The 18901-nt window shown below is 30.6% G+C and carries 24 protein-coding genes; 2 read left to right on the top strand and 22 right to left on the bottom strand.

Annotated features, from left to right (window positions below):
* Nucleotides 1-142: 142 nt before the first annotated feature.
* Both P8625_RS06985 and P8625_RS06980 read left to right on the top strand, forming a co-directional pair.
* Nucleotides 143-1453: a radical SAM/SPASM domain-containing protein gene (locus P8625_RS06985; protein WP_279652741.1), complete on the top strand. Its 1311-nt coding sequence runs from the start codon at nt 143-145 to the stop codon at nt 1451-1453.
* Nucleotides 1362-3665: a peptidase domain-containing ABC transporter gene (locus P8625_RS06980; RefSeq protein WP_279652740.1), complete on the top strand. Its 2304-nt coding sequence runs from the start codon at nt 1362-1364 to the stop codon at nt 3663-3665. Before P8625_RS06985 ends, P8625_RS06980 begins: the two co-directional genes overlap by 92 nt.
* Before the next feature lie 98 nt (nt 3666-3763).
* Here the strand turns inward: P8625_RS06980 and P8625_RS06975 are convergent, their stop codons facing one another.
* The 22 genes from P8625_RS06975 to P8625_RS06870 all read right to left on the bottom strand — a co-directional run bounded on the left by P8625_RS06975 (nt 3764) and on the right by P8625_RS06870 (nt 18851).
* Nucleotides 3764-6217 (bottom strand): alpha-ketoacid dehydrogenase subunit alpha/beta, encoded by a 2454-nt coding sequence (locus P8625_RS06975; protein ID WP_279652739.1) that lies wholly within the window; start codon nt 6215-6217, stop codon nt 3764-3766.
* A gap of 117 nt (nt 6218-6334) precedes the next feature.
* Nucleotides 6335-9133: a gluzincin family metallopeptidase gene (locus P8625_RS06970; protein WP_279652738.1), complete on the bottom strand. Its 2799-nt coding sequence runs from the start codon at nt 9131-9133 to the stop codon at nt 6335-6337.
* A gap of 155 nt (nt 9134-9288) precedes the next feature.
* Complete coding sequence (locus tag P8625_RS06965; RefSeq protein WP_279652737.1) at nt 9289-9999, bottom strand: LOG family protein; 711 nt, start codon at nt 9997-9999, stop codon at nt 9289-9291.
* Nucleotides 10000-10440: 441 nt separating this feature from the next.
* A complete protein-coding gene (locus P8625_RS06960; RefSeq protein WP_279652736.1) occupies nt 10441-10599 on the bottom strand; it encodes a hypothetical protein in 159 nt (52 codons plus the stop codon).
* A 432-nt stretch (nt 10600-11031) separates the two neighbouring features.
* Entirely contained in the window at nt 11032-11217 is a 186-nt protein-coding gene (locus P8625_RS06955) for a hypothetical protein (RefSeq protein WP_279652735.1), read from the bottom strand.
* Nucleotides 11218-11235: 18 nt separating this feature from the next.
* On the bottom strand, nt 11236-11421 hold the full coding sequence (locus P8625_RS06950) for a hypothetical protein (protein WP_279652734.1): 186 nt from the start codon (nt 11419-11421) through the stop codon (nt 11236-11238).
* Nucleotides 11422-11645: 224 nt separating this feature from the next.
* Nucleotides 11646-11837, bottom strand: coding sequence for a hypothetical protein (locus P8625_RS06945; RefSeq protein WP_279652733.1), 192 nt, complete (start codon nt 11835-11837; stop codon nt 11646-11648).
* 13 nt (nt 11838-11850) lie between these two features.
* The gene (locus tag P8625_RS06940; protein ID WP_279652732.1) at nt 11851-12069 is read right to left on the bottom strand and encodes a hypothetical protein; all 219 of its coding nucleotides are present in this window, start codon (nt 12067-12069) and stop codon (nt 11851-11853) included.
* Between the two features lie 139 nt (nt 12070-12208).
* The gene (locus P8625_RS06935) at nt 12209-12400 is read right to left on the bottom strand and encodes a hypothetical protein (protein ID WP_279652731.1); all 192 of its coding nucleotides are present in this window, start codon (nt 12398-12400) and stop codon (nt 12209-12211) included.
* A gap of 1107 nt (nt 12401-13507) precedes the next feature.
* On the bottom strand, nt 13508-13708 hold the full coding sequence (locus tag P8625_RS06930) for a hypothetical protein (RefSeq protein WP_279652730.1): 201 nt from the start codon (nt 13706-13708) through the stop codon (nt 13508-13510).
* Nucleotides 13709-13862: 154 nt separating this feature from the next.
* Nucleotides 13863-14060 (bottom strand): hypothetical protein, encoded by a 198-nt coding sequence (locus P8625_RS06925; protein ID WP_279652729.1) that lies wholly within the window; start codon nt 14058-14060, stop codon nt 13863-13865.
* A gap of 118 nt (nt 14061-14178) precedes the next feature.
* Nucleotides 14179-14370, bottom strand: a complete 192-nt coding sequence (locus P8625_RS06920; RefSeq protein ID WP_279652728.1) for a hypothetical protein — start codon at nt 14368-14370, stop codon at nt 14179-14181.
* 104 nt (nt 14371-14474) lie between these two features.
* Nucleotides 14475-14639, bottom strand: a complete 165-nt coding sequence (locus P8625_RS06915) for a hypothetical protein (RefSeq protein ID WP_279652727.1) — start codon at nt 14637-14639, stop codon at nt 14475-14477.
* A gap of 769 nt (nt 14640-15408) precedes the next feature.
* Nucleotides 15409-15579, bottom strand: a complete 171-nt coding sequence (locus P8625_RS06910; protein WP_279652726.1) for a hypothetical protein — start codon at nt 15577-15579, stop codon at nt 15409-15411.
* A 348-nt stretch (nt 15580-15927) separates the two neighbouring features.
* On the bottom strand, nt 15928-16089 hold the full coding sequence (locus P8625_RS06905; RefSeq protein ID WP_279652725.1) for a hypothetical protein: 162 nt from the start codon (nt 16087-16089) through the stop codon (nt 15928-15930).
* Nucleotides 16090-16173: 84 nt separating this feature from the next.
* A complete protein-coding gene (locus P8625_RS06900) occupies nt 16174-17460 on the bottom strand; it encodes an HlyD family secretion protein (RefSeq protein ID WP_279652724.1) in 1287 nt (428 codons plus the stop codon).
* A gap of 73 nt (nt 17461-17533) precedes the next feature.
* On the bottom strand, nt 17534-17740 hold the full coding sequence (locus P8625_RS06895; RefSeq protein ID WP_279652723.1) for a hypothetical protein: 207 nt from the start codon (nt 17738-17740) through the stop codon (nt 17534-17536).
* Between the two features lie 12 nt (nt 17741-17752).
* The gene (locus tag P8625_RS06890; RefSeq protein ID WP_279652722.1) at nt 17753-17962 is read right to left on the bottom strand and encodes a hypothetical protein; all 210 of its coding nucleotides are present in this window, start codon (nt 17960-17962) and stop codon (nt 17753-17755) included.
* A 16-nt stretch (nt 17963-17978) separates the two neighbouring features.
* A complete protein-coding gene (locus P8625_RS06885; RefSeq protein ID WP_279652721.1) occupies nt 17979-18206 on the bottom strand; it encodes a hypothetical protein in 228 nt (75 codons plus the stop codon).
* Nucleotides 18207-18278: 72 nt separating this feature from the next.
* Nucleotides 18279-18434 carry a hypothetical protein gene (locus tag P8625_RS06880; protein ID WP_279652720.1) on the bottom strand — a complete coding sequence of 52 codons (156 nt, stop codon included), beginning with the start codon at nt 18432-18434 and terminating at the stop codon, nt 18279-18281.
* A gap of 30 nt (nt 18435-18464) precedes the next feature.
* On the bottom strand, nt 18465-18662 hold the full coding sequence (locus P8625_RS06875) for a hypothetical protein (protein ID WP_279652719.1): 198 nt from the start codon (nt 18660-18662) through the stop codon (nt 18465-18467).
* A 15-nt stretch (nt 18663-18677) separates the two neighbouring features.
* Nucleotides 18678-18851 (bottom strand): hypothetical protein, encoded by a 174-nt coding sequence (locus tag P8625_RS06870; RefSeq protein ID WP_279652718.1) that lies wholly within the window; start codon nt 18849-18851, stop codon nt 18678-18680.
* Nucleotides 18852-18901: the final 50 nt, after the last annotated feature.

Raw genomic sequence — 18901 nt, 5'->3', positions numbered from 1 at the left:
AAAGCTAATCATTTTAGAAATTTTCAGAAATATCCCTATATCAGAGATGAGCTTTGGTCTTTATTTTTAACTATTTAATAATTGTTTTATTAAAGCAAAATATTGATTAGAAAAACAATATCAATTTATAAACTCGTAAATTATGAAATACAGTCAATTTAATTCAATAATCCCTTATAATAATCAGTTTGCATTATACAATGCATTCGAAGATAAAGTTATTTTTTTAGAAAATGATTTGAAAGAACTTCTTACAGCAGGTAAGCGTGAAGGAATAGATGAATTAGAGCATATACATCCGGCCTTTTATAAATATCTTTCAGAGAATAAGTTTTTAGTAGATAATAATGTAGATGAAGTCGATAAAGTAAGAGAGGTTGCGAGAAAGGTAGACGAACAAACTTCTATGTTTCAGTTAACTATTAATCCAACAATGAATTGTAACTTTAAATGTTGGTATTGTTATGAAGATCATATAAAAGCTTCTCGTTTAAAGAGTAGTATGGTGATTAAAGTAAATAAGTTTATTACGAAAAAACTTCAAGATGAGTTTATAAAATATTTTCATGTTGGATTTTTTGGAGGAGAACCTTTGTTGTATTTTAAAAGAAACGTTATTCCTATTATCGATCATTTAGCAGCAGAAAGCAAAGCGTTTGGTAAAGAATTTGGCATAAATTTCACATCAAACGGATATTTAGTGAATCAAGATTTTGTAGACTATTTTCACAGTAAAGATCTTACATGTAATTTACAAATTACTCTTGATGGTTATAGAGAAGAGCATGACAAAGTACGATTTGTGTCTAAAACAAAAGGATCCTATTTTGAAATTGTAAACAATATAAAACTGTTAATAAGAAACGGCTTTCACGTGCGTCTTCGTATAAATTATACAAGTGAAAACTTAAAAGATACGTTTAAAATTATTGACGATTTTTCTGATGTTGACTTGAAGTATATAAAGAGAAATTTAATTGTAGATTATCATAGAGTTTGGCAAGATGATGCAGTAGATGATTTAGACACTGTTTTAAACGAAAACATGGAAATTATTAAAGCAAAAGGTTTTAATGTAACTGGAACTTTCTCTGCAAATAATGTAATTAATTCTTGTTATGCTGATAAAAGAAATAGCGCAGTAATTAACTACAATGGAGACTTATATAAATGTACTGCTAGAGATTTTAGCTCAGAAAGTAGAAATGGTTTTATAGATAGTGAAGGAGAATTGATATGGGATGATGGATACGTTGAAAAGAGAATGAAGTCAAAGCTTCATAACAAGCCTTGTTTAAGCTGTAGAATAATGCCTCTTTGCAATGGAGGATGTAGTCAACATGCTATGGAAAACCTTGATAATGAAGAAGGATATTGTGTATATGCATTTGATGAAACTCAAAAAGATAAAGTTATTTATGCTAAGGTTACAGACATACTTAAAACCGCCTAATAGAAAGGTTAAAAAACTTCCATTTTTTTATCAACTGACAAGTACAGATTGTGCCGCTGCTTGTTTGTGCATGATTGTTAATTACTTTGATAAAAAGGCCAGTTTAAATGATATAAAAGGATATTTTGAGTTTACTAGGAATGGTGTTTCTATAAATGATATTGTCGATACCTCAGAAAGATTAGGATTGTCTGCTACTGTTTTAAAAGTGAGTTCAGAAGAATTGGCTACTATTCCTTACCCTACAATTCTATATTGGAAACAAGAGCATTTTTTAGTATTTGATAGAGCAATAGAGAGCAATGAAACTTTAACTTTTCATTTAGCCGATCCTGCCTATGGAAAAGTTAAATTAGATAAAGAAACCTTTGAAAATGAATGGAAAGGTATCAATGAAAAAGGGATTGCTATTGTATTACAGCCAACCGAGAGTTTTGATGCGTTAGATATAAATAGGAATGAAAATGTTTTAAAATCTTTTTCTAGCCCAATTATTAAATATATAAAAAAGTTTTTATTAAAAAACCGACTAAAGTATATTCTAGCACTTAGTTTATTAATTATTAGCCTTGTAGCTAACTGGGCTATTCCATTTGTTTTTCAGAAAATAATTGATGAGGGAGTTATGTCTAAGAGTATGAATATCGTGTACTTTTTTTTAATGTCTCAGGTAGTTTTATTCTTGTCATACTTTGTCTCTGATTTTTTTAGTAGATTGATTTTAACAAAATTTAATTTTTCATTAAGTGTTGATTTAAAAGAAAATTTATTATTGAAGCTTATTAAATTACCTATTAATTACTTTGATACTCGATTGAATACTGAAACGTTACAAAGAATTAATGATCAAAATAGGATTCAAACGTATATGACTTGGAAAGGTCCAGAGTTAATAATCAGTGCTCTAAATATCTTAATTTTTGGAAGTATTTTATTATATTATAATACAACAGTCTTTTTATCATATTTTATTTTAAGCGTAATTTCATTTGTTTGGGTTTTCTTATTTTTAAAAAGGAGAGCAATCTTAGAGTATGCGATGTTTTTGAAAAAATCTGAAAATAGTAATCATATTTATGAATTTATTATGAATATGCCTGAAATAAAAATAAACAATGCTCAAAATAACATTATAAACAAAATAACTAATATTCAGGATAAGTTAAACGATATAGAATTACGTTCACTATACCTGAATACCTATCAGTTAATAGGTGTTAATGTATTAACCAAGATCAAAGAGATTGTGGCTATTGGGGTTTGTGCTTATTTTATTATTCAAGGTCAAATAACTTTAGGAGCTTTAATAAGTATATCGTATGTGATAGGTCAACTCACTGGGCCTATGAATAATATTATTAGCTTTATTAAGGATACACAAGATGCAAAATTATCAAACGATAGAATTAATGATATTTATACCACAAAGGAAGAAAATAAGGACAGAAACATTGATTTTTCTACCAGAAAAGTTTCAAATATCAATATACAGAACCTTTCGTTTAAATACCCAGGTAAGTTTAGCCCAACAATTCTTGAAAATATTAGTTTTAAAATAGAGAAAAACACAGTTACAGCTATTGTCGGTGCTAGCGGAAGTGGGAAAACTACTCTGCTAAAATTACTGTTGTCTTTTTATGAAACTGAACGTAATGCCATTTCAATTGATGGTATTGATATGAATACTATTATTCCTTCAACTTGGAGACAGCAATGTGGAATTGTTATGCAAGATGGAAATATTTTTAGTGGAACAGTTGCAGATAACATAGCATTGTCTGATGGTGAAGTAGATTTTGATAGGTTAAAAAAAGCTTGTGAAATATCTAGTGCTTATGAGTTTATTAAATACTTGCCAATGGGATTTAATACTAAAATAGGTAATTCTGGTCTACAACTAAGCGGAGGACAAAAGCAACGAATCTTAATAGCAAGAGCTATTTATAAAAACCCAGACTATATCTTTTTAGATGAAGCAACAAGTGCATTGGATGCAGAAAATGAAAAAATAATACATAACAACCTTCAAGAATTTTTTATAGGTAAAACTGTTGTTATTATTGCTCACAGATTATCTACTGTGAAGAATGCAGATAATATAATTGTTTTGAAAAAGGGAAAAATAGTTGAATTGGGAAAACACAAAGAGTTAACCGAAAAAAGAGGAGAATATTATAACTTAGTAAAAAATCAGTTGGAGCTTGGCAGCTAATACCGAACTTTGAAGAAAGTTTTTTTCAGAACTAATGGCTGTGCACACCACAAATAATTTTTTTGTGGTGTAAAAGAAAAAATTAAATAAACTACTATCTAATACAAACTCTTAAATTTAGTTGGTTTTGCTTCGTGCATAATTTCGTATACTTTTTCAAAAACATCTTCTGCAGATGGTTTAGAAAAATAGTCTCCATCGGTACCATAAGCAGGTCTGTGGGCTTTTGCTGTTAGGGTTTGAGGCTTGCTGTCTAAATGTACATAGCCATTTTGGTTTTCAATAATTTCCTGTAATAAATACGCTGAAGCCCCACCAGGAACATCTTCATCAACCACCAATAAACGGTTTGTTTTTGCTAGAGATTTTACAGTATCGTGATTAACATCAAAAGGTAACAAACTTTGTGCATCTATAATTTCTACGTCGATACCAACTTGGGCTAAATCTTTCGCAGCTTCTTCAACAATACGTAACGTAGAGCCATAAGAAACAACAGTAATATCGCTTCCTTCTTTAATGGTTTCAACAACACCAATTGGTGTTTTAAACTCACCTAAGTTTGTTGGTAGTTCCTCTTTTAAGCGGTATCCATTTAAGCATTCTACTACCAAGGCAGGGTCATCACCTTCTAGTAAGGCATTGTAAAATCCAGCAGCTTTGGTCATGTTACGAGGAACTAAAACATGAATTCCTCTTACATTGTTTATAATTCCGCCCATTGGCGAACCAGAGTGCCAAATTCCTTCTAAACGATGACCACGTGTACGGATAATCAACGGTGCTTTTTGCTTTCCAAAAGTACGGTAGCGAAGTGTGGCTAAATCGTCACTCATAATTTGCAAAGCATATAGTAAATAGTCTAAATATTGAATTTCAGCAATTGGACGTAAACCACGCATTGCCATACCAATACCTTGACCTACAATGGTAGCTTCACGAATTCCAGTATCTGAAACACGTAGTGCACCAAATTTTTCTTGTAAGCCTTCCAATCCTTGATTTACATCACCAATATATCCGGCATCTTCCCCAAAAATTAATACTTCTGGATGCTTTGTTAAAATAGCCTCGAAGTTATCACGCATTACAATACGTGCATCTACCATTTTCTTTTCAGAAGCGTATGTTGGGGCTTCGGCGGCAACATTTTGTACAGCCAATTCGTCTTCACTTAATAAATGAGCAGAATATTTTATGGCTGCTTTATCAATAGAAGATTTGATGAAGTTTTGAAGTGCTTTTTTTTCAGTAAAATCTTCATCTTTTAGGTAGCGTAAGCTCTTGCGAACGGCAATTAGAACGTCCTTTCTTATGGGTTCAGCTATGGAAGCTAAATCATTTTTATATTTTGTAATAAAAGACCCATTATTGCTTTTTTGCGCTACAGCCTCTAGTAATGCAGTGGCTTTGGAAACTTCTGCTTTTATTTCATTGGTATAAGCACTCCAAGCATCTCGTTTTGCTTGGCTTACCTCTTTTTTAGCCTCTTTTTCAATAGTCATTAACTCTTCTTCTGAGTCAACAAACCTCAGCGTTTCTCCATGTTCATTTTCAAGTTCAAACTCTAAAATCCACTTGCGCATTTGCGCAATACAATCAAATTCTTGTTCCCATTGTAAACGTTCTGTTGATTTGTAACGCTCGTGTGAACCTGAGGTAGAGTGTCCTTGCGGTTGTGTTAACTCTTTTACATGAATTAATACAGGTATGTGTTGTTCTCTTGCTATTCGAGAAGCTTTATTATAAGTGTCTATTAACTGAACGTAATCCCAACCATTAACCACAAAAATTTCATACCCATTGGTTTTGTTTTCGCGTTGGAATCCTTTCAAGATTTCTGAAATACTTTCTTTAGTTGTTTGATGGCGTGCGTGAACTGAAATACCATATTCATCATCCCAAACATTCATAATCATGGGCACTTGCAAAACTCCAGCGGCGTTAATTGTTTCAAAAAACAAGCCTTCACTGGTACTAGCATTGCCAATAGTACCCCAAGCTACCTCATTTCCGTTGATTGAAAAGTTTGTGTGATTTTCTAAACCTTTAACATTTCGATATATTTTCGATGCTTGTGCCAATCCTAATAAGCGAGGCATTTGACCTGCCGTTGGAGAAATATCAGCAGAGGAGTTTTTTTGTGCTGTTAAGTTTTTCCATTTTCCATTTTCATCTAAAGAGTGGGTTGCAAAATGCCCTCCCATTTGCCTTCCTGCCGACATGGGTTCAATTTCAATATCTGTATGTGCATACAAACCAGCAAAAAACTGTTGCGCAGTTAATTCGCCTATTGCCATCATAAACGTTTGATCGCGGTAGTAACCTGACCTGAAATCACCATTTTGAAAAGCTTTAGCCATCGCCAATTGAGGTACTTCTTTACCATCTCCAAAAATTCCAAATTTAGCTTTACCTGTTAACACTTCTCTTCTTCCTAATAAACTACATTCTCTACTAATACGAGCAGTTTTGTAATCGTTTAAAACTTCATTTTTGAAATCTTGAAAAGAAAGTTCTTGAGTATTAGCTATATCGGTACTTTGCATCATAATCGTTTAATTTAGGTATGGTTACAAAGATAAGTTTTTTAGTTGAAATTTAAAAATACGAATTTTTATTGCATATTTTTCAATAAAAGATAAAAAAATAAGGGATTATTGAAGTATCTATAATATTCCTCTTCTAATAAAATTATAAATTCTATCTATATCTGTAGAGATAATAAACCTAATTTTTGAAGCATATGCTTTTTTACTAACCTCAAATCCTTCGTTTGTGTATACTGGAAAGTAAAACTCAAAAATTTCTGGAAGAAAATTTAGCCGAATACCATTTTCATAAAAGAACTTAGGGGCAGTACTTTTGTTTTTTAACATAGCAACGTCGTTATAAATTTCTGCCCATTTCCATACACTTACACTCGTGTTTAAAGAAGTTATGAGTTGATTTGCAAAATGAGGTTGGCTAAATTTAGATTTGAAGCCTCCTTGTCCTATCACAAATTGCTGACTAAAAATACCTTCATTTTCTGATCTTCCAAATAAATTTTGTTCAAAGAGGTAGTCGCTTCCACGATTTAATCCGAAACTAAAGTAATCTCCTTCAGTTTCATTAGATAAAAAGAGTCCGCCAAAAAATCGGATTTGAAAACTTTCGTTTGTAGTAAAAAATTTTCTGTAACGAATATCCGTCGATATTTTACTGAAATTGGAGTTTATTTCTAGATTGGCAGCATACCTAATTCTTCGTACGGCATCAAACGTATTGTTAATATAACGAAGGTTAAAAATATTGTAATTGTCTCGGTCGCTTTTGATTTGATTTTGTGCAATTTCTTTATGAACACTTACCATACGGGCGATTAGGAATTTAGACCCTATATGGCGCAGAGTTTTTCTTCTAAGCTGAAAACTAATGTACGGACTTAAGGTATTGTAGCCCAATTCTGGTGCGTAATGATAGTTGCTTCCAGAAATACCGTATCGTATTTTATAGAGTTTTGATTCTTTTAAAAATTGATTATACCCTACTGAAAAAGAACCAGTTAAATTTTTACTTTTAAGACTGTAGTTGGGGGTAATGCTAAAATCAAAATTATGATTAACGATAGAACGGTTGTTGATATTAACTCCAAGAATTAGCCCGTCGTATAAATTGTATTTTATATCAGGATAATAAAACAACTGATTGTAATAAGGGTTTTCAAAATCTTTAAAAAATCGAAATTGAAGAGGTTTGCTTATAATGCTATTGTTAACATTTCTAAAGTTGTCTAAAGAGTTGAACTCCGGATAATTGTTTTCATAGTTTAGCGCTAGTTTATTAAAGTCTCCTCTCTTTATTTTTATGGTTTTAGTAGAATCGATGTTCGTAACCCAAGTCTTAAATTTAACGGTTTTCTTTTGTATTCCATATAAAGCAGCAGGTGCTGTAAAGTTTCTTCTATTTTTAATAGTTACTTGCAAAGAATCTTTATTTTTAGTGTAAGATACTTTTTGTATTGTGTGGTCAATTTTTTTGTTGGTAGTTAGATAATCTCCGAAAAACCATTGTAAATTTTTAGAAGTTTTACTTTGAAGAATTTTAGCAAAGTCTTTACTGTTTGATGGTTTTAATTGATTTTGGGCATAAAATTCTTTTACAGCGTTTATTACAATATCATTACCTAAAAAATCAGCTAAATATTTTATTCCTAAACCTGCCTTGTATTTACTAACAACTTTTCTGTTAAAGTTAGATAAGGAGTCACTTGAGGTTGTTAATGGCTGGTCGAAGAATTTACGAGAGCTAAACTGATACACAAGTGCATATTTATCGTTTTGTTTTAATTGTGAAATATTATAGGTTTTTATAGGCCAGTAGTTAGAGTATTTGCCTAAAATTGTAATATTAGGATAATATTTTTTTACATATTCAATCATTAAGAATGTTTGTAATCCATCAGATAACCAATAATCTTTTCTTGGATTTTGAATAATTACATCATCAAAATATTTTTGTGTAAGAGCATAGAAAAAGCCTGTTTCCCATCTAAAGTTTTTGGGAAATGGTTTTAACCAACTTGGAATACCATAAATTTCGTGTAATGAGTTTTTTCTAACGGTACGCGAATCTACAAGAATTTCTGGATGAGGGTGTTTTCCAATAAAATCTTCTATAAACTGTATTTGTCTGTCAATAATTTTAGTTATTTCTTGATTCGAAACTTTTCTTGGGTAAGCATCGGTTTTTATTTCTTTATCTTTTATTTTAAAAGATTTGAATGTTTTTTCAGTGCTAATATGTACTATAATGTCTTTTTTTTGAGTGCCTACCAAGTAGTAATTATTATAATCACCGTTATCGGTTTTGTATTGATATAGGTTGCTTTCTATATAATATTTTTTAGGAACATCAATAGATATGTTGTATTTAGAAAGAGACTGGTATAGGTCGTCTAAGTTTAAATTACTCATTAGTTGCCATTCTTCATCATAAATGGCAGGGGTTAGGTGCCAAAAGCGTAAGTGATATCCTGTATTTGTTTTACCGTAGCCTGTGTATTTTGCATTAGGTATTTTAACATCATAAGTCGAACGAATAACGATGCTATCTTTTGGTTTTAAGGGAGCGTTAAGAGTTATTTTTACAATGTCTTGTTGGTTTTTTAATTCACTAAACGAAACATTTTGAAAGTTAACGGTTAAATTTTTAATCTTGCCATAGCCTCTGTCTTTTTCTTTAGAGAAGTAAAAGTTTTTTTTGTAATCTTCAATAAAGCGTTTTGCTAGAGGTGTGTTATGATTCTTAAAACTGTTTGCCCAGTTATGCAAATAAATGGTGTTTAAATTAACAGAGGAGTGGTTGTGAAAAGTCGTGGTTTGTAAAATTTGAATTAAGTCGCTCTCTGAGTTCAACTTAGCTTTTATTTTTATAGCGTTTTCTTGTGCTGTAATGGTGTAACAACATAGCGTAAAAACTATCAAAAAATATATTTTTTGTCTCAATATTAGAAACATATTTTAGCGTTTATTCAAGAGTAACTTTTAAAAATCATAATTTTATAAAAGTAATTGTTTTAAACCATTTGAAAATAAAAAAAGCTTATTGAATTCTCAATAAGCTTTTATACAAAATTATTCTAGAAATTTGGTTTAAGTTGATATTTGGCATAAAATTTATTAAAGTGTTCAACAGCTTCGTCGGCAGTGTCTACAACTCTAAATAAATTCAAGTCTTTTTCACTAATATTACCTTCTTCTAGCAAGGTGTTTTTAATCCAATCTAGTAATCCTGCCCAAAACTTTTTGCCAACCAGTACGATGGGGAAGCGGCCAATTTTATTTGTTTGAATCAAGGTAATTGCTTCGAAAAGCTCATCCATGGTACCAAAGCCACCTGGCATGACAACAAAACCTTGAGAATACTTCACAAACATTACTTTACGAACAAAGAAGTAATCAAAATTTAGATTTTTATCACTATCAATCCAAGGGTTATCGTGTTGTTCAAAAGGAAGTTCTATATTGAGTCCTACAGAAGTTCCTTTGCCACGGTGTGCGCCTTTATTACCTGCCTCCATAATACCCGGGCCACCACCTGTAATTACGCCAAAACCACTTTGGGTTAGTTTAAAAGCTACTTCTTCTGCTAATTTATAATAGGTATGGTTGGTTTTTGTACGAGCAGAACCAAAAATAGAAACACAAGGTCCTATTTTACTTAATTTTTCATACCCTTCTACAAACTCAGACATAATTTTAAAAATGGCCCAAGAATCGTTTGTTTTTATCTCATTCCATGTTTTTTGTTGTAATTTTTCTCTAATTTTTCTGTCATCATTCGGACTCATAATTCTTCTTCTTTATATAATTAATAAATAGTGATACTGCCAAAATTACGCTTTTAGCAAGCCTGCTAATTTAGTTCTTTTTTAATGATAGAAAAAAGATAAAAGAAAAAAACTACCTTAAACTTAAGGTAGTTTTACGGTATTTTCAATAAATAAGTTTAATGTTCAGGCTCACAACATGTTTGTTGCCTAAATATTGTAACACATGAGTATTTAGAATATTCAAAATCTTCTTGTGAGTATCCTCCTATGATTTTTAACCGAAGGGAGATAGTCAAATGTTTAATTTTTAGAGACTAGTGTCGAAAATAGTAAATAATTTTTTTGAATAACCAGTATGCTAGCATTGGGGGAGTTTATTGCCAATTTTAATCGCTTTTTAAAGAGTTAATGGCATGAGAATAATTTATATATTCTCATGCCAATGTTAATTAAACCGCATCAAACTCCGCAGTAGTGACATCTACCAAATTCGTTTTCACACCACCCCCAAAAGTCACAACTTTTGCCATCTCCTGGGGCATATACCCATCCTCCATTAATGTTTTCTTGTTCCGCTTTGTTTAAAGCCTTACCTAAGTTTAAAATTGATTTTTTCATGATTAAAAATTTAAAAATTTAATTAATCCTTGAACAGTTTAAAGACACTCAAGGTTTGTGTCTATTCTTCGCGAAAGAATTTTTTACATACAGTTTTAAGGAAACTCTCAGTTTTCATGTATACTTTGTCGTTTCTTATACTCTAATATTTAAAAACACATATTGTTGATAATTAAAGCTTAAAAAACAAGTCGTAATTTTAAAGCCAGCTTCAAAATTAACTTAAAAGCAGATATTTAATTCTTACTGTTATTGTCCATCTGGATCGTGCATACACACATCTGTGCATATACCCCCACTATCATAAATAAAACAAGGGTCGTTAAGGGTGCATAAATAAGGGTCAAGACCTCCATTTACTTTTCTTTGTTCAGCTTTATTTAAAGCTTTTCCTACGTTTAAAATTGATTTTTCATGACTAAAAATTTGAGATTAATAAAAATGACAACCGTCTCCACGACACCGTCCAGTATCACAAAATTCTCCCCAAGAGTAATATTGACAGCATGTATTATCAAGCAGTTGGTAGCACTCACCACCATAGTTAATCCCTCCATTAATTTGTTTTTGGGAAGTTTTGTTTAAAGCTTTACCCAAGTTTAAAATTGATTTTTTCATGATTAAAAATTTTTAAGGTTAATACCAAAAACAACCGAACGTACCACACTTACCTGCATCACAAAACTCTCCCCAAGAATAGTACTGGCAACATATATGAACAGATTTTTGATAGCAGCCACCACCATAATTAGCTCCACCATTAATTTGTTTTTGGGAAGTTTTATTTAAAGCTTTACCTAAGTTTAGAATTGATTTTTTCATGATTAAAAAAATTAAAAATTAATTAATCCTTGAACAGTTTAAAGACACTCAAGGTTTGTGTCTGTTTTTTGATAAAACATTAGAGAATGCCATTTTAAAAATGAATTAGTTTCAAGTAAGAATGTAAATACATTCAAATAACAGATACTATTTGACTCATATCACGTATCGTTTTTTATTTATTCAAATTCATTTTTATTCTAGTATACCTTAGTTCTTTAGAATTAAGGCCATGTAGGAGCAATCATGCAAGTAAAACCGCAACCAGAAACGTACACCCATGGGCTTATACATTCCACATCGGCAACAGGCTGCTCGTAGCAACCTCTAGAGTTGGGTTCATCATTACCTCCATTTACTTTTTTTTGTTCAGGTTTACTAAGAATTTTACCTAAGTTAAAAATTTGATTTTTCATAATTTTATTAATTTTAATTGATGCAGCATTCATTATTATTAATTACACCTCGACAGTAATCTCCGTAGCCAAATAATACAGCACATGTATCACCTTCAGAAGTGCCACCAGAGACCCAATTGTCTGAATAGCAATTTCCAGAAGAGCATCTAAGTATTACCATACCTCCTTGTACTCGTTTTTGTTCAACTTTGTTTAAGGTTTTCCCTAAGTTTAAAATTGATTTTTTCATAATTAGAAAATTAAAAATTAATTAATCCTTGAACAGTTTAAAGACACTCAAGGTTCATGTCCACTCTTCGCGAAAGAATTTTTTAGATGTTCTTTTACAAATTCTTCTTTTTATTATAAGTTTTAATTGATTCTAGTGTTTAAACAATATTGCAGAAAGCGTCGTATTGAGAGTCAAAGCTTAAGCAAACCCCATGACAACATCTTAGTCTATACGAATCACAATCTAAATCTGTATTACATCCGAACTCACCAAAACCAACACTTCCTTTAATTTTTTTTAGTTCTTTTTTATTGAGTACTTTCCCTAAGTTAAAAATTTGATTTTTCATGATTAAAAATTTAATAAATCCTTGAACCGTTTAAAGACACTCAAGGTTTGTGTCTATTCTTCGTGAAAGAATTTTATATTGAATACTATTTTTTAAGTTGACAGAAAAAGAATCTATCAAACGCAATCATCTTGTAGCTATATCAATAGCTTCTTTTTGTTTTTAGAAGGAATCTTAAAATTTTGGTTGTTATAGCTACAAGTTTTTACATATTTTAAGTGAAGATTTACAAACAATTCTATTTTGTTAGAAACGTTACATGATTTAAAGTTAATTTTTGTTTAATAAATTATAAATCATAACACTCATTTATTAGTATTTTATAGATGATTCTTATACTCAATTAATAGGTAAAGTATCAAAAGCGATGCAATCTAGTACATAAAAGAACAATGATTACTATATTTTTATGTATACGAAATTATGGCAGTTTTACTAATAAATTTTTCTAAACTTAAAATTTATCTTTTATAGATTTTATCCATTGTAGTAACACCTCCCTGCTATAATGATGCATGAAACTTCGTTATATGGTGGACAGATAGCATAGTGAATACAGTTTACTTCCCTGCCTCCATTAATTTTTTGTCTCTCAGTTTTGTTTAGAACTTTACCTAATTTTAAAATTTGATTTTTCATGATTAAAAATTTAAAAATTTAATTAATCCTTGAACCGTTTAAAGACACTCAAGGCTTGTGTCTATTCTTCGCGAAAGAATTTTTTATTTGATTATATTTTTAGTTTGATAGAAAAGTATTTTATTAAACGTGAATTTTTAGTTATAATGTTTACTATTCCTTTCCTTTCGAGTGTGAAAGAAATAATTTAGTTTTATAGTAGTAAGACCGTTGCAGGGTTGAAAAGCATAGTTTATCTGCGCTTTTGTATTTTTTACAAAAAAGATAAAAATCTAATTATTTTTATGTTTAAAATCGTTTTTCACAAAAGGAAATCGTTTTTTATTACAATAATAACCAGAATGTTATTCCTGCAACGGTCTTATAATATTAGTTTAACTAATACCATTTTCTTTTTCTAATAAAGATAAAAATGTTTTGATCTTTAATTAAAATAGAAGGGTGAGTCCTCTACGGCTCTTAATTGAATTAGAACGTAGCAAAACAAAAGGGTAATCCTCCACCTGGACATGTACTTACTCCGTCACAAGGAGCATGACCAATTAGAATAAGAGGGTAGCTTCCTGGTTCATAACAGTCACCCATTGGAGCATCATTTCCACCACTAATTTGTTTTTGTTTAGATTTGCTTATAGCTTTACCTAAGTTTAAAATTGATTTTTTCATCATTAAAAATTTAAAGTTGTTTAATCCCTAGGAAACTCAATGCCTATTAGTGCTTTTACTTTTTTAAAAATATTTAATAGTAAATAAGACTAAAATGCTAGTTCACAGGGGGAAAATAAAAATAATACAGGAAATATTTCCTACTAAGTTCTTTCAATTATAAAGGAGGCAGTCCTGGGTATGAACAATACCAATCACCACCACTACTGTTCTTGCCCCAAAAACAGTGATTTTCAACACACGTTGCTTCATCTTGTATTTTACTACATCGAGTCGTTATGTGACCTTTTCCTTTAATTTCTTGTTGTTCGTTTCTACTTAAAGTCTTACCTAAGTTTAAAATTGATTTTTTCATAATTTAAAAATTTAATTAATCCTTGAACCGTTTAAAGACACTCAAGGCTTGTTGTCTATTCTTCGCGAAAGAATTTTTACTTTTTATTCAATACTTACTACGAGAGTAAAGAAACTAATTAGTATGCCATGACACAGCAATTGTTGAAGCAGAATGTTGGAGCTCCTGGTAGAATAGTATTTATACATTCTCTACAATTGTTTACGTAGTATTTTTCAGGACCATCACAAGTATTTCCAAGTTTCCCGTTTATTTTTCTTAGTTCTTTTTTGTTTAAAACTTTTCCTAAAATTAAAATTGATTTCTTCATGATTAAAAATTTAATTAATCCTTGAACCTTTTAAAAGATACTCAAGGTTTTTGTTTTACAATGTTATTTATTAGGTTAAAAGAGTTTTTTATTTTCTTTTATATTTAGAATAGTGGACAAACACACCTCCACTTGTTTGTGTAAGCGTCTAACCCCCAAAAACAACCTGCGGCAAGACACTCTTCTTGCGTTCTATAGCTACCTCCGTTAATTTGTTTTTGGTCAATCTTGTTTAAAGTTCTTCCTAAGTTTAAAATTGATTTTTTCATGATTAAAAATTTAAAAATTTGATTAATCCTTGAACCGTTTAAAGACACTCAAGGTTTGTGTCTATATCTTCGCGAGAGATTTTTTTATTTAATACTATTTTTAAGTTGATAGAAAAAACGTTCTATCAAGCGTAAATCTTCAGTTAGGATGTCTTCTGTTCCTTTCATCTCTTGTCTGAAAGGAATGGTTTTGTTATAGGTTGTTTTGAGTCTTTTGTCGATTTAATCTTAATAGTTTTTTCCAATAATTTTAAGTAATAATGTATCCTTACAGGAAGCATTGTTTTCAATAGCAGCTAGAACATCTCTTTCAGAAACACTATCGTCTTTCTTTATGAAAAAGGTTTGGAATTATCCTTCTTATTTTTACTTAGATTTTTTCACTAGTCGTAGTGTTGATAATTATCACTACAGTAGAAAAATTAAATCATTGCATTTTATGAATACAGCAATATAGCATGACAAATAAGCATGATGTTGTCTCAATGAATTAGCTAATTGGTATATGGGATAAGGTTTCTAGAACCTCTTTAGTTCTAATTTCTATGTCGGTTTTGATTTGTTTAATAACAAATAATGTACGATTCAATTTGTTTAAAGTGAGGAGAATTAGAATTTCTCCTCACACATAGTTTTTAGAAATTTCAAAAGAATAAAATGCATTGTCGTAAATTAGTACGATACCATTTCTGCATACTTTCAATTAGAACCTTTGCAAAAGTATTTTTCTTATATCCCTTTTTACCTCTTCATTTCTCAAAGTTTTACATTAACAACATCTTCTGTAACCTTCGGATGCTCGCTGTTGAGAGGTTGCATAAGGACATGTATATTCGTTCCATCCCAAATCTTCACAGGTAGCTTGCATATCTCCTCCGTTGATTTGTTTTTGATATGCTTTATTTAAAGTTTTTCCTAAGTCTAAAATTGATTTTTTCATGATTAAAAAATTTAAAAATTAATTAACCCTTGAACAGTTTAAAGACACTCAAGGTTTGTGTCTATTCTTCGCGAAAGAATTTTTTATTTAATACTATTTTTAAGTTGATAGAAAAAACGTTCTATCAAACGTAAATCTTCAGTTACAATGTCTGCTGGTCCTTTCATTTTGGTAAGAAAGTGAAGGATTGTTATATTACCTTTATTTTAAATTATATAGGCATAGGTGTTCTGGGTTAAAGTTAACTGGATACCAACTCACATACTTTGTATTGTATTTTGAGATTAAGATATAGGGAAAAATTCCCTCTACCTATTAAGGAGGTTTAAGAGAATCCTTTACTCAGCTCTAATAAGAGCAACAGCCTAAATAAAAGACTCCATCAAAACGTTCGTACAAACAATAATCTTTACATTTTTGTTCATCAGGAATTGCAGGATAACCACCATTAATTTGTTTTTGGGAAGTTTTATTTAAAGCTTTACCTAAGTTTAAAATTGATTTTTTCATGATTAAAAAATTTAAAAAATTAATTAACCCTTGAACTGTTTAAAGACACTCAAGGTTTGTGTCTATTCTTCGCGAAAGAATTTTTTATTTAATAATATTTTTAAGTTGATAGAAAAAACGTTCTATCAAACGTAAATCTTCAGTAACAATGTCTGCTGCTCCCTTCATTTCCTGTCTGAAAGGAATGGTTTTGTTATAGGTTGTTTTTAAGTCTTGTGGTAGTTGTACATCAACTAGATAATTCCCTTCTTCATTAGGAATTAACGAAATAGATTTTACGGTTCCATTTAATTCACCGAATTCATCAGAAGGATAGTTTAATAGTTTGATTTGCACTTTTTGTCCTTTCTTTATTTTCCCAGAGTTAGCGGCAGGTGCTTCGATTTTTCCTATAAAAGAGTTTCCTTTATCAGGAATAATGGTAAAAATTAAGTCGCCCATATTCACAGTTTGGTTTTTGTTCCAAAAAGAAAGAAAAGATACTTTTCCGTTAATAGAAGAAGTTAAGGCGTATTGTTTTTCCCAATCTTTAATTGCTTTTTTAAGATATAACAAAGATTGAATCGCTTTCTTTTTTAATCGGGTATCTTGTTGTGTTTTTTTAATAGAGGTTCCTTCTAAGTTTTTTGCAGAGTTATTAATTAATTCTCTTATTTGTGAGATGGAAGATTCTAAGGTTTTATAAGCGCGTTTGGCTTGTAAATATTCTATTTCTCTTTGATCTTTTTCTTTAGCAGAAATAACACCTTGTTCAAACATTTTTCTACTACGCTCTAAATCTTTTTGTTTGTATTCGAGTTCTTTTGAGTTCAGTTCTTTTTGCGATAATAAAATTTGCAATCTACTTTTAGCTTCTAAGACAGACATTTGGTTCGCAAAATTTTCAGATTTAAACGGAGTTAATTGCTCATTTAAAACATACTCGGAATAGTCGTTTTCAAACTGCGAGTAGCTGGCAGTGATATCTCCCAAAATTAAAGGAGGCACTTCGTCAATAGGAAAAGAGAAATTTTGTTGATTAAATTTAATAGTGTCTACAATACTTTTAAGTAGTAATACGTCTTTATAGGAAGCACTGTTTTCAATAACTGCTAAAATGTCTCCTTCAGAAACACTTTTGCCTTCGCTAGTTAAAAAGGTTTCGAATTGTCCTGTGGATTTTGCATATATTTTTTCAGGAGGCGTAGCGGTAGTAACCATTACTTCGGTAGAAATTACATCAGGATACTTTACGAACCATGAAATAAATAACAGTATTACAATGAGACAAAGAAGTAAGGTATTTCCCCAACGAATCATCCAATTGGGTACATGTGTTAAGATTTCTTGTACTTCTTCACTTCTAATTTCTATGTTAGAATTGTTTGGCATTAAGTCTTTAAAATGTTTTAACAGAGAGAAAGTAGGTTAAACTTTCTCTCTGTAGTTTGTTATAATTATTTTTTTACACGCAACACTGTCCGTTTTTTATAACTCCTCTGTTGACTCCTCCTCTTCCATTTGGAACAGCACAAGCATCACCCTCTTGGCAGTCAAAAGCACAAAAGAAATAATCAAAGCATTTGTGGAATAGAAATCCGCCTCCACCGTTGATTTGTTGTTGTTCGATTTTGTTTAAAGTATTTCCTAGTTTTAAAATTGATTTTTTCATGTTATTTTGTTTTTAGACGGCACATTCACAGTAACCTTGGTTATTACATATAGCATCCATATCGCAATTTCTGTTACTCCCATGATAACACCTAATTTTTGATTGTGATTCTTGATCACACTCACCATCTGAATCACCTACAGGAATAAAATACCCTCCATTGATTTGTTGTTGTTCAATTTTGTTTAAAGTATTTCCTAGTTTTGAAATTGATTTTTTCATTTTCTTATTTTTTTAATTACATACCGAAGCAATAATGTCCAACTCTAACTTTGCTTTGACAGCTAGGAGGAAGGTTGTTGTAGTCACTACAACTACCGCAATAGACACCTCCACCAAATAACTCTGTGTCAGGACTGCCATAGTAACAGTCAATAGGAGGGCATGATTGAGTTCCTCCACCATTGATTGATTTTTGTTTTATTTTATTTAAGTTTTTTCCTAAGTTTAAAATTGATTTTTTCATGTTTAAAATTTATTAAGTTAAATACTAAGAAGTTTGTATTATAGTTACCTCTTTGGAAAATTACATTACCAATTATAATGGCTCACAAGGTTCAGAGCAGGTACCAGTAATATAATTACATCTTCCACAACAAGGAAATCCATGCATCCAGCATACTGCTCCTCCATTGATTTGTTGTTGTTCGATTTTGTTTAAAGTTTTTCCTAGTTTTAAAATTGTTTTTTTCATAATTAAATAGTTTAAATAATTGATTATGTATTATTTTAAACTATTGATGTCTAATTCACATCCAAAAAGAACATACCAACAGTCTCCAGACATACAACAACCAAATAATTCCTCGTGATCACAATCTGAATTTCTAAGACACGCAACAGGTTTTATTTTTCCGCCGCTAATCTCTTGTTGTTCTAGTTTGTTTAAAGCTTTTCCTAGTTTTAAAATTGCTTTTTTCATGATATTGTTTTTTGATTATTGTATTTGACTAGGACACATGTTCCAACATTCTGAAATACTAGATGCTTTACCTACGTACTTACCATTACAATAGCAATCGAAACTTGCTTTAACAGCAACACTTCCATTAATTTGTTGTAGTTCTGCTTTACTAATGACTTTTCCTAAGTCTAAAATTGATTTTTTCATGATTAAAAAATTTAGAAATTTAATTAATCCTTGAACCGTTTAAAGACACT

Origin of the sequence: Tenacibaculum tangerinum (genome assembly GCF_029853675.1) — a bacterium.
In the GTDB taxonomy this organism is placed as follows: domain Bacteria; phylum Bacteroidota; class Bacteroidia; order Flavobacteriales; family Flavobacteriaceae; genus Polaribacter; species Polaribacter tangerinum_A.
Note: the sequence above shows the minus strand (reverse complement) of the source record. Positions and strands in the feature narration are given on the sequence as shown.

Bases quoted from the DNA above. Each gene is read 5' to 3' on its own strand.
- P8625_RS06920 (WP_279652728.1), bottom strand. From the start codon at position 14,370: ATGAAGAAATCAATTTTAATTTTAGGAAAAGTTTTAAACAAAAAAGAA.
- P8625_RS06960 (WP_279652736.1), bottom strand. From the start codon at position 10,599: ATGAAAAAATCAATTTTAAACTTAGGTAAGGCTTTAAACAAAGCGGAA.
- P8625_RS06905 (WP_279652725.1), bottom strand. From the start codon at position 16,089: ATGAAAAAATCAATTTTAAACTTAGGTAAAGCTTTAAATAAAACTTCC.
- P8625_RS06940 (WP_279652732.1), bottom strand. From the start codon at position 12,069: ATGAAAAAATCAATTTTAAACTTAGGGAAAACCTTAAACAAAGTTGAA.
- P8625_RS06895 (WP_279652723.1), bottom strand. From the start codon at position 17,740: ATGAAAAAATCAATTTTAAAACTAGGAAATACTTTAAACAAAATCGAA.
- P8625_RS06950 (WP_279652734.1), bottom strand. From the start codon at position 11,421: ATGAAAAAATCAATTCTAAACTTAGGTAAAGCTTTAAATAAAACTTCC.
- P8625_RS06910 (WP_279652726.1), bottom strand. From the start codon at position 15,579: ATGAAAAAATCAATTTTAGACTTAGGAAAAACTTTAAATAAAGCATAT.
- P8625_RS06980 (WP_279652740.1), top strand. From the start codon at position 1,362: ATGAAGAAGGATATTGTGTATATGCATTTGATGAAACTCAAAAAGATA.
- P8625_RS06875 (WP_279652719.1), bottom strand. From the start codon at position 18,662: ATGAAAAAAGCAATTTTAAAACTAGGAAAAGCTTTAAACAAACTAGAA.
- P8625_RS06925 (WP_279652729.1), bottom strand. From the start codon at position 14,060: ATGAAAAAATCAATTTTAAACTTAGGTAAGACTTTAAGTAGAAACGAA.
- P8625_RS06870 (WP_279652718.1), bottom strand. From the start codon at position 18,851: ATGAAAAAATCAATTTTAGACTTAGGAAAAGTCATTAGTAAAGCAGAA.
- P8625_RS06935 (WP_279652731.1), bottom strand. From the start codon at position 12,400: ATGAAAAATCAAATTTTTAACTTAGGGAAAGTACTCAATAAAAAAGAA.
- P8625_RS06975 (WP_279652739.1), bottom strand. From the start codon at position 6,217: ATGATGCAAAGTACCGATATAGCTAATACTCAAGAACTTTCTTTTCAA.
- P8625_RS06985 (WP_279652741.1), top strand. From the start codon at position 143: ATGAAATACAGTCAATTTAATTCAATAATCCCTTATAATAATCAGTTT.
- P8625_RS06965 (WP_279652737.1), bottom strand. From the start codon at position 9,999: ATGAGTCCGAATGATGACAGAAAAATTAGAGAAAAATTACAACAAAAA.
- P8625_RS06945 (WP_279652733.1), bottom strand. From the start codon at position 11,837: ATGAAAAATCAAATTTTTAACTTAGGTAAAATTCTTAGTAAACCTGAA.
- P8625_RS06915 (WP_279652727.1), bottom strand. From the start codon at position 14,639: ATGAAAAAATCAATTTTAAACTTAGGAAGAACTTTAAACAAGATTGAC.
- P8625_RS06930 (WP_279652730.1), bottom strand. From the start codon at position 13,708: ATGATGAAAAAATCAATTTTAAACTTAGGTAAAGCTATAAGCAAATCT.
- P8625_RS06885 (WP_279652721.1), bottom strand. From the start codon at position 18,206: ATGAAAAAATCAATTTTAAACTTAGGAAAAAACTTAAATAAAATAAAA.
- P8625_RS06880 (WP_279652720.1), bottom strand. From the start codon at position 18,434: ATGAAAAAAACAATTTTAAAACTAGGAAAAACTTTAAACAAAATCGAA.
- P8625_RS06955 (WP_279652735.1), bottom strand. From the start codon at position 11,217: ATGAAAAAATCAATTTTAAACTTGGGTAAAGCTTTAAACAAAACTTCC.
- P8625_RS06900 (WP_279652724.1), bottom strand. From the start codon at position 17,460: ATGCCAAACAATTCTAACATAGAAATTAGAAGTGAAGAAGTACAAGAA.
- P8625_RS06890 (WP_279652722.1), bottom strand. From the start codon at position 17,962: ATGAAAAAATCAATTTCAAAACTAGGAAATACTTTAAACAAAATTGAA.